This is a genomic window from Streptomyces sp. NPDC111656 (genome assembly GCF_055656965.1).
This window is the reverse complement of sequence record NZ_JBVKCA010000002.1, coordinates 460,983-474,846: the sequence shown is the minus strand read 5'-3', so window position 1 is coordinate 474,846 and position 13,864 is coordinate 460,983. Positions and strand designations below refer to the sequence as shown.

Below are 13,864 nucleotides of genomic sequence, written 5' to 3'. Positions count from 1 at the left end.
TCAGTCCACCGTCACGTAGTCGGGGCCGGAGTAGCGGCCGGTGGCCAGCTTCTGACGCTGCATCAGCAGGTCGTTCAGGAGCGAGGACGCGCCGAAGCGGAACCAGTGGTTGTCCAGCCAGTCCGCGCCCGCGGTCTCGTTCACCAGGACCAGGAACTTGATGGCGTCCTTGGTGGTGCGGATGCCGCCGGCGGGCTTCACGCCGACCTGGACGCCGGTCTGGGCGCGGAAGTCGCGGACCGCCTCCAGCATGAGCAGCGTGTTCGCCGGGGTCGCGTTGACGGCGACCTTGCCGGTCGAGGTCTTGATGAAGTCCGCGCCCGCCAGCATGCCGAGCCAGCTCGCGCGGCGGATGTTGTCGTACGTCGAGAGCTCGCCGGTCTCGAAGATGACCTTCAGGCGGGCGCTGGTCCCGCAGGCCTCCTTCACGGCGGTGATCTCGTCGTACACCTTCATGTACTTGCCCGCGAGGAACGCCCCGCGGTCGATGACCATGTCGATCTCGTCGGCGCCGGCGGCGACCGCGTCGCGTACGTCGGCGAGCTTCACGTCGAGGGCCGCGCGGCCGGCCGGGAAGGCGGTGGCGACCGAGGCGACCTTCACGCCGGAGCCGGCGACGGCTTCCTTGGCGGTGGCCACCATGTCGGGGTACACGCAGACGGCCGCGGTGGAGGGCGTCGTACGGTCCGTGGGGTCGGGATGGACCGCCTTGGCGCCGAGCGCCCGGACCTTGCCCGGGGTGTCCGCGCCTTCCAGCGTGGTCAGGTCGACCATCGAGATGGCGAGGTCGATGGCGTACGCCTTCGCGGTCGTCTTGATGGAACGGGTACCGAGCGAGGCGGCGCGCGCCTCCAGGCCGACCGTGTCGACGCCGGGGAGCCCGTGGAGGAAGCGGCGCAGCGTGCTGTCCGACGCGGTTACGTCGCCGAGTGCGGGTGCAGAGGTGGGCATGGTCACGAGCTGAGCATATCTACGCGCGTAGCGGCTGTACAGCCCCGGGTACGGGTGTGGGGGAGCCCACGCCCGGACGCGCCCCGCCCCTACCCTCTCCGTGCTCGGCTTCGCTCGAGCCGGGGGACTCATCATCCCCAGGGGCTCCGCCCCTTCGACCCCACCGGGGTCCCCTTGCACCTCCCGCGGGGCTGCGCCCCTGCACCCCGTGGGGCTGCGCCCCTGCACCCCGCGGGGGCTGCCGCCCCTGCACCCCGCGGGGGCTGCCGCCCCGGACCTCGCAGGGTTCCGCCCCTCCCGGCCCCCACGAGGCTCCGCCCCTGCACCCCCATGGGGCTCCGCCCCGGCACCCCGCCAGGGGCTCCGACCCTGGACCTCCGCGTCGTCCGAAGGGCTCGCTCTCGAACGCCGGGTGCGCCGAGGCTTTTAGGGGCGCGGGGAACTGCGCGACCGGCCCCCACTCGCCCGCAGCCGGGCGACCAGGAGTGGTCGGGGATTCGGGGCGCAGCCCCGCCCCGGCGCGGGGACCGCGCGAGCAGTCCCCGTCGACCCGTGGGCAAGGCACTCGGCCCGGACGGGGATTCGGGGCGCAGCCCCGTTCTCAGGGGCGCGGGGAACTGCGCGATCAGTTCTCGGCCACCCGCGGACGAACGAATCCCCGCCCGTCCGGGGCGACGCGGCGGCGTGGGGCGGGGGTGAAGGAAGTGTTCAGGGGGCGTCGGGCAGAATCGGTGGCATGACGACCCCGGATGACCAGCCACCCGTGCCGGACGCCTCGCGACCCGAGTCGCAGGACCGGATCTACCGGTCGCACGCCGGTATCGCGGGCGGCGTACTGCTGCTCGCCATCACGGGCTGGCTCGGCATCGACGCGCTGGTCTCCGGCCACGGCCGCACCCCCTGGCTGGCACTCGCCGCGCTGATCCTCCTGGTTCCGCTGGTGGCCGCCTTCACCCTGCGTCCCGCCGTCTACGCCAACGAGGACCGGCTGCGCGTCCGTAACCCGTTCCGTGTCGTCGTGCTGCCGTGGAGCAAGGTCGCCTCACTGCGCTCCGGGTACTCCAACGAGGTGGTCGACGCCGAGGGCACCAAGTTCCAGCTCTGGGCGATCCCCGTCTCCCTGCGCGCCCGCAAGGCCGCGGCCCGACGGCAGGCGCGCAACGCCGCAGCGGACAGCAGCGGTCGCACCTCCTCGGTGGCGAGCGGGCCCACCCGTTCGCACTCCGACCAGGTCATGGACGACCTGCGCGAACTCGCCGAGGCCCGGGCGGCCGCGGAGGGCGCGCAGGGCGAGGTGAGCGTGCGGTGGGCGTACGAGGTCATCGGTCCCGCGGTCGCGGGAGCCGTGGTCCTGGTGATCCTGCTGGCGGTGGGGTGACGCCACGGCGGTGCGGCGGACCGGTGTCCGTCGTCGCCCAGGGCGGACCCTGTGGGCCCTGACCCGTCGCCCTGTACGGCATCAGGCTGTCCGGGTTCCGGGTCCCGTCAGGCATCAGGCGCCGGTGTTCCGGGTCCCGGCAGGCGTCAGGTCGCCGGTGTTCCGGGTCCCGTACGACATCAAGCTGCCCGCGTTCCGTACCCCGCACGCCGTCATGCCGCTGGTGTCCCCGCACCCCGCACGCCGTCATGCCGCCCGCGTTCCCGGCCCCGTACAGCGCCGGGCCGCCCCCGAGGGGTGCCCGGCGCCGTTCGTTCGGGGTCAGCCGACCACGTCGACGAAGGTGCCCGCCGACACCGCGGCGGCGGTGTCGGCCGTGCCGGCGTAGGACCAGCGGTAGGAGCCGTCGGAGTAGGCGCGGACGGTGGTGGAGAGGGTGCCGCCGACAGCGGTCGGCACGGTCTTGAGCGTGCAGTACGTGCTGCTGCCCTTCGGGCGGAACTGCAGGCTCACGGGTCGGCCGGCCTCGGCGCCGACGGACGTGCCGGTCGCCCAGTCCGCGTTGCGCACGCCGCCCGTGACGGTGAGGACGCGGCCCCACTTCACCGGCTTGGGAGTGGCCTCGACGCTCACCTGGCTGTCGCGCAGCACGCTGACGGTGGCGGCGCTGTCCAGGAACACGGCGTCGCTGTCGGGAGCGATCGCGTAGGCGCTGAGGTGCCAGTCGCCGGCCAGCGAGTCGTCGGCCGGGGCGGTGCCGGGGGTCAGGGTGAAGGTCAGGGTGCAGGTGGTCGTGGTGGCGACCGTCGGACCGCAGGCCGCCGTCGAGGCCACGGTGCTGTCCGGGGCGCCGAAGGGGCCGTGGTAGAGCGTGGCGTTGACCTGCTGGAGACCGGACGGGTCGGTCGCGGTGACCTCGGCGGTGACGGTTCTCGCGCCGGTGCCGACGACGACGGGGTTGCCGTCGTTGACGACCACGCCGGTGATGTCGGTGTCGCCGAACCTCTCGTCCGCGTGCGCGGCCGGAACGGTGAGGGCGGACAGGGCGACGACGCCACACGCAGCGGCGACAGCTGAACTCATACGCATGCGAATTCCCCAATGTGAATGCCGCGGCCTGTCAATTTCACACCGGCAGGCCCGAATTGACGTGTGCAGCGTACTCGTTGCCTTGGGATTTCGGAACGTTTGTATGAGGGTTTCGTGAGTCGCCGATTTCCCGGTGAGAGGAATGCGCGCGAATATCGAGTGCGCCGTTTCCGTGGAAAGCCGAAGGGGAAATTCGGTTCAAATTTCAGCGGACCTGGAGGCCACCTACGTGTACCGCCCCTCTTCGTGGCGGGCCGGGAGGGCGGGCGTCCCGGGGGGCGGCCCCCCGCCGGCGCGTCGGGGAATTCGCCCACTCTTGAGGTGACCTGATGGTCGACTGCATGAACGAGGGGCAACCTTCGCGTGAAATGTGTTTCACGTGTGGATCAAGTTTCTCTTTGGTCTCACTAATCTGCGTGTGCCGCATGACCGACGAATCCGCGTCGACTCGTGCGGCTTCCTGATATGGGGATACAGGAGTGGGGATGGATGGCGGCAAGAATGGGGGGCGCGGCCGTACCGGGCACGCGCTGCCAAATAGATATAGGTGCAGATGGCACTTACTCGTGGCGGCTCACTGCCACGAACGGGCGGGTGATCGCCGTGGCCGCGAGGACGTACCGGAACTACGGCGAGTGCCGAGCGGCGTTCGAGCGCTTGTGTACCGACATCGGGAAATTACCCGGCGCGGTGCATCACACCGCGGAAGGCAGTGGATGGGTCTGGCGGCTGCGTGACGGCACCGGCGGCGCCGTGGCCGTGTCCTCGCGTGCCTACGAGCGGCACTCGACGTGCCAGGCCGCCTATGAACGCTTCCGGGCCCTTCTGGCCGAGCTCGGGTCGGGTGGGGCGATTCCGTGGGACGACGCCGAGTGAGGGAACGACGCCGAGTGAGGGGACGACCCCGAGCGAGCGGACGGGGCTGACGGATCGATCGTGCATGTGAGGGGCTGGGGTGCGCCACAAGAGCGCACCCCAGCCCCTCACGCGTTCTCCTGTCGCCGCGTTCACGTCAACATCGGAAGTTGCCCCTCGGGGGCGTCTCGTTCACGTTCGTGTGCGCGTGCGTCCATCACGCGTCAGGAGTGTCGTCCCATGTGACGACGCGAATCTTTGAGCGATCTGTGGCTCCGGGGGACGACCCTCCGAGACGCCTGCACCCCGATCGGGGGCTGCCCGACCGCGTGTTCAGGGGCATCCTGCGCGGCGGCGGCGGGCTGGTCCTCGCGATCATGCTGCTGGTCGGCGGCTTCCTGACGTACCGGGCCTGGCAGGCGCTGTCGGTCGCGAAGTGGGACTTCGTCACCACCGAGGCGTGGGAGCCCGAAGGCGGGCACTTCGGCATCGCGGCCGTGCTCGTCGGGACGGTGCTGATCGCCATGGTCGCCATCGTGTTCGCCGTACCGCTGGCGCTGGGCACCGCGCTCTACATCTCCGAATACGCGCCGCCGCGGATCCGCCAGACCCTCATCAGCGTCGTGGACCTGATGGCGGCCGTGCCGTCGGTCGTCTATGGCCTGTGGGGCCTGTTCTTCTTCCAGGGGCACGTGGTCAGCGTGTCCCGCTGGATCTCGACCTACTTCGGTTGGATCCCCCTCTTCAAGGTCGACGGCGCCGATCCGAAGGACCCGCTCGCCACCGCGACGGTCTACACCTCCTCCACCTTCATCGCGGGCATGGTCGTGTCCCTGATGGTCGCGCCGATCATCTGCTCGGTGGTGCGGGAGGTCTTCTCGCAGGCTCCGGTCGGCGAGCGGGAGGGCGCGTACGCGCTCGGCGCCAACCGCTGGGGCATGATCCGCAGCGTCGTCCTGCCCTTCGGCAAGGGCGGCATGATCGGCGGCACCATGCTGGGCCTGGGCCGGGCGCTCGGCGAGACCATCGCCGTGTACCTGATCATCTCGCCGGTGTTCGTGATCCAACCGCACATCCTGCAGAACGGCACCAGCTCGGTCTCGTCCCTGATCGCCCTGCGCTACGGCGAGGCGAGCCCCATGGGCATGTCGGCGCTGATGGCCGCAGGCCTCGCGCTCTTCCTGATGACCCTCGTGGTCAACTTCGCCGCTTCGTCGATCGTCGCCCGCAGCCGTTCCGGCGCGACGAGCGACTCCTGAGGAGACCGAGCCCGATGACCGTCACCGCTCCACAGAGCCCACCCGGCGACCAGGGGCCGGGGGCCGATCCGAGCCCCGTGGGTGCCCCGAGAACGCCGCCCCCGGCCCCGGCCACCCACCTGCCCGCACTCCGGCCCGGCGCGAGTTCAACGCGCGGAGACTCGCGCCGGAACCTCTCCACGCTGCGCGCCAGCGACGTGTACGCCATGGTCGGCGCCGGCGCCGCGTCCCTCGCCCTCACCTGGCTGATCTTCGACCGGCTGCTGCCCTTCAACGGCGCCCTGGGCTTCGTCGTCATCGCCTACGCGCTCTTCATCGGCCTGTACGCGCTGCTGGTCTCCTTCGACGAGGACGGTCCCGCGGTCCGTGACCGGGTGGCCGCCGCGATCGTCCAGAGCCTCGGCCTGGTGATGCTGACCGTGCTGGCCTTCGTGGTCGTCTACACCCTCTACGAGGGGCGCGAGGCGCTGCCGCACCTGAACTTCTACACCGAGTCGATGGCCGACGCGGGTCCGCTGGAGCCCCTCAGCGTCGGCGGCATCGTGCACGCCATCGTCGGCACGCTGTGGCAGATCTCCATCGCCCTGGTGATCTGCATACCGACCGGGCTGGTGTGCGCGGTCTTCCTCAACGAGGTCCCGGGCGCCTTCAGCCGGTTCGTCCGCACCATCGTCGAGGCGATGACAGCGTTGCCATCCATCGTGGCCGGCCTGTTCATCTACGCGACCTTCATCCTGAGCCTCGGTTTCGGCCAGTCCGGCCTCGCCGCCGGGCTCGCGATCTCCGTGATGATGCTGCCGATCATCATCCGCGCGGCGGACGTGGTGATCCGACTGGTCCCCGGCACGCTGCGCGAGGCGTCCTACGCGCTCGGCACCTCACGGTGGCGGACGGTCTGGCACGTGGTGCTCCCCACCTCGCGGTCCGGGCTGACCACGGCGGTCATCCTGGGCACCGCGCGCGGTGTGGGAGAGACCTCGCCGGTCCTGCTGACCGCCGGTTTCACCCAGGAGCTCAACACCAACCCGCTCCACGACCCGATGGTGTCGCTGCCGCTGGCGGCCTTCAAGCTCGTCGAGTCCCCCGAGCCCACCTACATCGCCCGCGGCTTCGGCACCGCGGCGGTGCTCCTGGTGCTGGTGCTCGTCCTGTTCGTCGCGGCCCGCGTCGTCGGCGGCCGGGGGCCGGGCAAGCTGACCCGCCGCCAGGAACACCGCCGGGTCAGGGCGTCCCGCCGTGACGCGCAGCGCTTCGACGTGTACGCAACCGCCGGCCGACCGTCGGCCGGCCCCGCCTCGACCAGTCCCGCATCGACGAGGAGCACCCCGTGATATCCGCACCCGTCCGTCGTCCGCGCAGCGTGCGCGTGTACCAGGCGCTGGCGCTGGTCGTCGCACTGGTCTGCGCGCTCATGGCCGTACATCCGCCAGGTGCCTTCGCGGTCACCTACGTGAAGATCAGTGGATCCGGCTCGACATGGAGCGCCAACGCCATCGAGCAGTGGCGCCGCAACGTACGCCAGCAGGGCATGACCGTGAACTACGCGTCGGTGGGCTCGTCGGTCGGACGTACCCAGTTCGCGAACGGCACGTCCGACTTCGGGGTGTCCGAGATCCCCTACGGCCTCAAGGAGTTCGGTACGACCGACACTCCGCCGCAGCGCAAGTACGCCTACATGCCGATCGTGGCCGGCGGTACGTCGTTCATGTACAACCTGAAGATCGGCGGCAACCGGGTCACCAACCTGCGGCTGTCCGGGGAGGTCCTCAGCAAGATCTTCACCGGCAAGCTCACGATGTGGAACGCGCCGGAGATCAGGGCGGACAACCCCAAGCTGGCCCTGCCGGCCCGCCGTATCGTCCCGGTCATCCGCTCCGACGGCTCCGGCACCACCGCGCAGTTCACCCTGTGGATGTCCAAGCAGTACGGCACCCTGTGGAACGACTACTGCCGTCGGGCGGGCAAGCCCACGCCCTGCGGTCTGACGTCGTACTTCCCGAACATCCCCGGCTCGGGCTTCGTCGCCCAGTCCGGCTCGCTCGGCGTCGCGGGCTACACCAAGCAGCCCCAGGCCGAGGGCGCCATCACCTACGTCGAGTACTCCTACGCCAGGAACGCGGGCTTCCCGGTCGTCAAGGTCCTCAACAAGTCCGGGTACTACGTCGAGCCGACCGCCTCCAGTGTGGCCGTCGCCCTGACCCAGGCGCAGATCAACAACGACTCGCGGTCCGCGAACTACCTCACCCAGAACCTGGACGGGGTCTACACGTACGGCGACCGGCGCACCTACCCGCTGTCCAGCTACAGCTACATGATCGTCCCGACCAAGGAGGAGATGGGGTTCACCAAGGCCAAGGGCGCCACGCTGAGCGCGTTCGACAACTACTTCCTCTGCGAGGGCCAGCAACTGGCCGACCGGCTCGGCTACTCGCCGCTGCCGATCAACCTCGTGCAGGCGGCCATGGAGCAGGTGCGCAAGATCCCCGGCGCCGTGTCGGACAGCATCAACATCAAGAACTGCAACAACCCGACGTTCTCCAGTGACGGGAAGAACCTCCTGGCGCAGAACGCCCCGTATCCCGCGGCGTGCGACAAGAAGGGTTCGGACCAGTGCGCCACCGGCACCGGCGGCGCCCATCAGCCCACCTCGCCGAGCGGCTCCGGTACGTCCGGCGGCGGCACCGGCTCGGGCGGCTCCGGTACGACCGGCGGCTCGGGCACGTCCGGCGGTTCCGGTTCGACGGGCGGTTCGGGTGCGACGGGAACGGCCGGCACCACCACCGGCGGCAGCGGTACGGCGGGCAGCACCGGCGGTACGGGTGGGACGACGGCAGGTAGCGTCGTCGACCCCGACACCGGCCAGGTGCTCAGCGGCGACGGGGGTACCGGCGACACCTCGGTCGCCGCCAGCCCGGTCTCCCTCGGCACCGGCGACGCCCTCGGTCTGCGCACCGCGCTGATGGCACTGTCGGCCGTGCTCCTGATCGGCGTGGTCGTCGGGCCACCCCTGATCGGGCGCATGATGTCCCACCGCGCCCGCCGCAAGGGGGGTGTGGCATGACCGCCATGACCCCCATGACCCCCATGACCCCCATGACCCCCATGACCCCCATGGCCCGGTCCCGGCGGCGCGTCGTCGCCGCCGTGAGCGCGCTGCTGGCCGCGCTGGTCCTGGCCCTGCTCCCGCTGCCGTCCGCCACCACGTCCGCCGCGGCGGCGGACGGCACGGCGGAGGACTCCGCGGTCACGGTGACGGGGAAGCAGGGCAAGTACGACGACTTCTCCAAGCTGAAGGTGACCGTCCACCAGACGAAGAACCTGCGGTCGCAGGGGGTGCGGGTCACCTGGCAGGGCGGGGCGCCGACGATCGACGGGCAGAACGCCGCCGTCAACTTCCTGCAGATCATGGAGTGTTGGGGCGACGACCCGGCCGGGCCCGACCGTGATCAGTGCGTCTTCGGCGGCGACGGCTCGATCCTCGGGGCCGGCAACGGCCGACTGGTCGGCACCGATCCGGGGGAGACCCAGTACCCCGGTGGCTTCGTCCCGTTCCGCCCGGTCGGTGACCTGCCTCCCACCAAGTCCTCCCACGACTTCACCTACTTCGGTCCGCTGGACACCAACGAGCAGCGGTTCGCCAGAACCTATGCCGACGGCACGGGCGAGGTGACCTTCGAGGCGCAGGACGGCATCCAGGCGTCCCACCTGGGCTGCGGCATGAACACGGCGCCTGCCGGGAGTGACGCCGTCCCGCGGCACTGCTGGCTGGTCGTCGTCCCGCGCGGCACGCACGACGCGGACGGCACCGAGATCACCCAACCGAACCAGTCGGGCAATTCGCTGCAGAGCTCGCCGCTGTCCGCGACGAACTGGGCTCAGCGGATGGTCGTCCGTCTGGACTTCCAGCCCGTCGACGCATTCTGTCCGGAGGGTCAGACAGAGCTGCCCACCGCCGGCTCCGAACTGTTGACGGACGCCGTCACTTCCTGGCAGCCGAAGCTGTGCTCGTCCACGGGGAGCACGTTCGCCTTCACTCAGGGCGGGGAGGAGGAGGCCAGGAGCCAGGTCCTGAGCACGTCGGCCGACTCGCCCCTGCTGGGCTTCACCGTCGATCCGGTCGCCCGGCCGGACGACGGATCCAAGGTCGTGCACGCGCCGGTGGCGGTGTCCGGGCTGGCGATCGCCTTCTTCATAGAAGGTCCGTCCGGCGTGGTGCAGGGAATGAAACTGAATCCGCGGCTCGTGGCGAAGATGCTCACCCACTCCTACTCGGAAGACGTGACGCTGGGCGCCACTCCTGATTATTTGAATGGGAACAGCCCTTCCCTGGTCCAGGACCCGGAATTCAAGGAATTGAATCCAGGTTTTCCGCAGTTGACCAATCACCAGCTGAGAAGCCTCATGGTTCCGCTGCAGTCTTCCGACACCACGCGGATCGTCTGGAACTGGCTCCAGTCGGACGCGGACGCCCGTGGCTTCCTCTCCGGGACGAAGGACCGATGGGGGATGCGGGTGAACCGCTATTTCCAGGACCTGAAGCTGGCGCAGAACACCACGCTGACCGACTACCCCAAGGTGGACCCGACGACAACGCCGGCCATCGGCAACGGAACACCCCCTCTCAGCTACACGATCACCGACCTGGACCCGTTCACGGCCGACCTGCACGACGGGGCCCTGCGAACCCGCCGGGGCAACAACACCCGCACCATCCAGTGGCAGTCGGGGGACACCGCCCAAGCGCCGGCCAAGCTCATCAACGACGCGCCCATGTCGGGTCAACGCGCCGTGATGGCGATCGTCGACGCCGCGTCGGCGGAGCGTTACGGGTTGACGACCGCGGCGCTGCGCAACGCGGACGGCAACTTCGTGAAGCCCTCGGCCGCCACGCTCACGGCCGACGTCGCGACCATGCGGCCGTCGTCCGAAGACGCTTCGGTGCTCAAGCCCGACCCGGCGCGAGCCAAGGGGCAGGCGTATCCGCTGACGGCCGTCGCCTACGCCGCGGCCTCGGTGAACCAGGACGCGAAGGCCCGCAAGGCGTACGCCCAGTTCATCAGGTACGTCGCGGGATCGGGCCAGACGCCCGGTGTGTCGGCGGGCCAGCTGCCCTTCGGCTACGCGCCCTTGTCGGCCCAGCAGCGTCTGCAGGCCCGGACCGCCGCCGACGCCCTGGAGCGCGGCGAGACCGCGACCGGCCCTTCGTCCGACGGGTCGAACCAGGGTGACGCGGGAGGGCTCGGATCCGGCGGCGGCACCGGAGGAGCCTCCTCCGGCGGGGGCACCGGCGGAGCGTCCGCGGGCGGAACGGGCGGTGGCGCCACCCCCTCGGCCTCGGACTCCGCCGCCGCGGTGAAAGGCTCCGCGCCACCCTCCTCCGGGCCGCAGCAGAATGTCGCGGAAGCCAAGGCGGGATTCACCCCCGGAGAGATCCTGGGAATTATTCGCTGGATTCTTCTGGTCGTCCTGTTCGTGGGCGGGGCGGCAGGACTTTCGGGCCCGATAATGCTGCATTTCGCGCAGCGTCGGACTCCCTAGGAGACACCTAGGAAGCCTGCCCGTAACCTTTCTCTCACGGGGAATTGGTTGGTCACCGCGCGGAAATCCTGGAATTGTTTGCGGTGGCCGACCGACGGGCCGGCAGGAAAAAGATCCGGATTTTGCTTGAACGGCCAGCCTTCGAAAACCAGAAAACAAGGGGTTCAGAAGTGAACGTCAAGTCTCGCGCCAAGGTCGGCGCTGCTTTCGGTGTCGCGGCTCTCGGTCTCGGCATCCTGGCCTCCCCCGCTTCGGCGGACCCGAGCCCGGTCACCGACTATCGTCAGCTGGCGGGTGTCGGTTCGGACACCACGCAGTACGTCATGAACGGCATCGGCGACGCCGTCACGAATGCGGGCGGCAAGATCGTCGCGTCGTGGAACGCCACCGGCACCGCCACCGTGAAGACCAAGGCGACCGGCTGTGACACCGTCGCCCGCCCGGACGGCTCCTCGGCCGGTATCAACGCGCTGAACGCCGACATCACCGCCGGCACCCACTGCATCGACTTCGCCCGCTCCTCGCGTGGTCCGGTGGACACCACCACCACGGACCTCACGTGGATCCCGTACGCCAAGGACGGTGTGACCTACGCCACCGACCTGGGCAGCACGCTGCCGACGAACCTGACGAAGGCGCAGTTGGCCGCGATCTACCAGTGCAACTCCACCGAGTTCCCGAACGCGCAGCCGCTGCTGCCGCAGTCCGGCTCCGGTACCCGGACCTTCTGGCTGTCGGCCATCGGGATCACCGAGGCGCAGGTCGGCTCCTGCGTCGACGGCACCATCCAGGAGCACAACGGCGCGGCGATCCTCAACGGCAACCAGCTCATGCCGTACTCGATCGCCCAGTGGATCGCGCAGGGCAAGGGCCTCTCCGACGTCCCGAACCGTCGCGCCGAGTCGCGCCTGCGCAGCATCAACGGCCTGGCCCCCACCACGGGCACGGGCTCCGCGATCGCGCTCAACACGGCCTTCGACCCCGGCTTCCTCCGTGACGTCTACAACGTCGTCCCGACCGCCAACCTCACCAACTCCGTCATCGCCGAGACCTTCGTCGGTACGGGCTCGAAGGTCTGCGCCGCCGGCACCACGATCGCGACCTACGGCTTCGGCGCCGTGTCCAACTGCGGCGACAGCACCACCGCGTCCCTCAAGGGCGAGCGCTGATCCGTGATCGCCATCTGATCCTCGTGTGACGGCCGGGCACCCTCCAGGTGCCCGGCCCCACGCGCTGTCGTCCGTCCACGTAATCCGTCCACGTAATCCGTCAACCGTCCCCCGGGGGGCATCGCCGTGACAGTGCCACAACCATTCCGAAGAGCGGCCGCGATCGTGGCCGCCTGTGCCTTACTCGCCGTGGGCCTCGTGGTCCTGGCCATGTCCCAGTCCCAGCCTGCCCGGGCGGCGTCCGTCGGCGAGTTCACCATGACGCCCGCGGGCGGCAAGCTGAGTGACCCGCAGCCCATCGCCGGCTCGATCGGGATCCCCGGCGCATGTCCCGCCGCCACCATCGAAGACCTCAACTGGAACAGCGTCCTCGCCCTGTACGTCGTCAAGGCCGACGGCACCGAGGTGAAGGCGCTCAACGGGATCACCAGCAAGGCCCCCTACACCGCGGCGACCCCGGCGGTCTCGCTGGTCGCGGCGGACAACGCGGGGATGGTGGTCAGCAGCCTGTCGGACGCCATCACGGGTGACGGCACGTACGAGTTGCGCCTGCGGTGCGTGGACAACTACGACTGGGCCGTTCCGCCCGACTCGATCGTGCCGGGCGACCCGTACTGGACCCAGAAGATCACCGTCACCGGCGACAACTGGGTGGTCGGCGAAGGCGCGGAGGCCACCCAGGTCGCGCTGGCCGCCTCCCCCGCCGTGGTCGCGCCCAGCGAGGAGACCACGCTCACCGCGACGGTGTCGCCCGCGGCGGCGGCCGGCACCGTCACCTTCCTGGAAGGCGCGACCACGCTGGGCCAGGCCACGGTCGCCAGTGGCAAGGCCGAGTTCAAGACGTCGACGCTCGCCGAGGGGGACCACAGCGTCACGGCCCGCTTCACTCCGGGGAACGCCGCTGAGTGGGGAGCCTCGGAATCCGCTCCCTCCGTGGTGACCGTGCAGCTGCCGAGGTACGAGATGCGAGACGCCGCGGGCAAGCTGCTGGCCTACAAGCCCGAGCTGCAGCGCGGCCAGACCGTGAAGGTCCTCATCCGCGGATGCCAGCCGAGCGCGACGTACACGATGGCCATGTTCCACAACGACGCCACCTTCCCCGCCGCCACGGCCGACGCGAGCGGAACGGTGACCTGGCCCACTCTGACCGTGCCGGACGACGCCGTGGCAGGGGCGAGCAACTGGGACTACAGCCCGGACTGCACCGGCGGCAAGAACCCGGTGCTCGCGGTGGACTTCACCGTCCCCGAGCCGTCCTCCGAGTCCCCGACGGCGAGCCCGACCGGCTCCCCGACGGACAACCCCTCCGACGAGCCCACCGACGGTTCCAGCAGTGAACCGACCGACGGCTCCTCGGGCGACTCGTCCGGCACCACGTCCGGCTCCACCACCACCGGTGGCAGCGGCACCGGCGGCGACTCCACCTCAGGCGGGACCTCGCCCACCGGGGGCCTCGCCTCCACCGGCAGCCAGATCGCGCTGTTCTCCGGCCTCGGAGCCGTCATCCTCGTCACGGCCGGCGTCCTCGCCGTGCGGTACGGCCGCCGCGAGGGGCTGCTGAAGTTCGGCGACCCCCGCTCGTAGCGGCTCGGGAGCACGGGCGGCGGGCCCCCACCCCGCCGCCC

10 protein-coding genes are annotated in these 13,864 nt (G+C 70.2%); 8 read left to right on the top strand and 2 right to left on the bottom strand.

Going from position 1 to position 13,864, the window contains the following annotated elements:
* A complete protein-coding gene (gene deoC, locus ACZ7M3_RS07675) occupies positions 1-951 on the bottom strand; it encodes a deoxyribose-phosphate aldolase (protein ID WP_450431649.1) in 951 nt (316 codons plus the stop codon).
* A gap of 736 nt (positions 952-1,687) precedes the next feature.
* On the opposite strand from deoC, the gene ACZ7M3_RS07670 reads away from it, so the two are divergent.
* Complete coding sequence (locus tag ACZ7M3_RS07670; RefSeq protein ID WP_472061544.1) at positions 1,688-2,329, top strand: PH domain-containing protein; 642 nt, start codon at positions 1,688-1,690, stop codon at positions 2,327-2,329.
* A gap of 321 nt (positions 2,330-2,650) precedes the next feature.
* Here the strand turns inward: ACZ7M3_RS07670 and ACZ7M3_RS07665 are convergent, their stop codons facing one another.
* A complete protein-coding gene (locus tag ACZ7M3_RS07665) occupies positions 2,651-3,412 on the bottom strand; it encodes a calcium-binding protein (RefSeq protein WP_472061542.1) in 762 nt (253 codons plus the stop codon).
* 609 nt (positions 3,413-4,021) lie between these two features.
* Here ACZ7M3_RS07665 and ACZ7M3_RS07660 point away from each other — a divergent pair.
* The 7 genes from ACZ7M3_RS07660 to ACZ7M3_RS07630 all read left to right on the top strand — a co-directional run bounded on the left by ACZ7M3_RS07660 (position 4,022) and on the right by ACZ7M3_RS07630 (position 13,823).
* Complete coding sequence (locus ACZ7M3_RS07660; RefSeq protein WP_388395359.1) at positions 4,022-4,294, top strand: hypothetical protein; 273 nt, start codon at positions 4,022-4,024, stop codon at positions 4,292-4,294.
* A gap of 308 nt (positions 4,295-4,602) precedes the next feature.
* Positions 4,603-5,532, top strand: a complete 930-nt coding sequence (pstC, locus tag ACZ7M3_RS07655) for a phosphate ABC transporter permease subunit PstC (protein WP_257016601.1) — start codon at positions 4,603-4,605, stop codon at positions 5,530-5,532.
* Between the two features lie 14 nt (positions 5,533-5,546).
* A complete protein-coding gene (gene pstA, locus ACZ7M3_RS07650) occupies positions 5,547-6,863 on the top strand; it encodes a phosphate ABC transporter permease PstA (protein WP_472061540.1) in 1,317 nt (438 codons plus the stop codon).
* The gene (gene pstS / locus ACZ7M3_RS07645) at positions 6,860-8,593 is read left to right on the top strand and encodes a phosphate ABC transporter substrate-binding protein PstS (RefSeq protein ID WP_472061538.1); all 1,734 of its coding nucleotides are present in this window, start codon (positions 6,860-6,862) and stop codon (positions 8,591-8,593) included. The genes pstA and pstS overlap by 4 nt, the downstream gene beginning before the upstream one ends.
* A complete protein-coding gene (locus tag ACZ7M3_RS07640) occupies positions 8,590-11,070 on the top strand; it encodes a hypothetical protein (protein ID WP_472061536.1) in 2,481 nt (826 codons plus the stop codon). The genes pstS and ACZ7M3_RS07640 overlap by 4 nt, the downstream gene beginning before the upstream one ends.
* A gap of 170 nt (positions 11,071-11,240) precedes the next feature.
* Positions 11,241-12,239, top strand: a complete 999-nt coding sequence (locus tag ACZ7M3_RS07635) for a hypothetical protein (protein WP_472061534.1) — start codon at positions 11,241-11,243, stop codon at positions 12,237-12,239.
* Positions 12,240-12,404: 165 nt separating this feature from the next.
* The gene (locus ACZ7M3_RS07630) at positions 12,405-13,823 is read left to right on the top strand and encodes an Ig-like domain repeat protein (RefSeq protein ID WP_472061532.1); all 1,419 of its coding nucleotides are present in this window, start codon (positions 12,405-12,407) and stop codon (positions 13,821-13,823) included.
* The last annotated feature ends 41 nt before the right edge of the window (positions 13,824-13,864 follow it).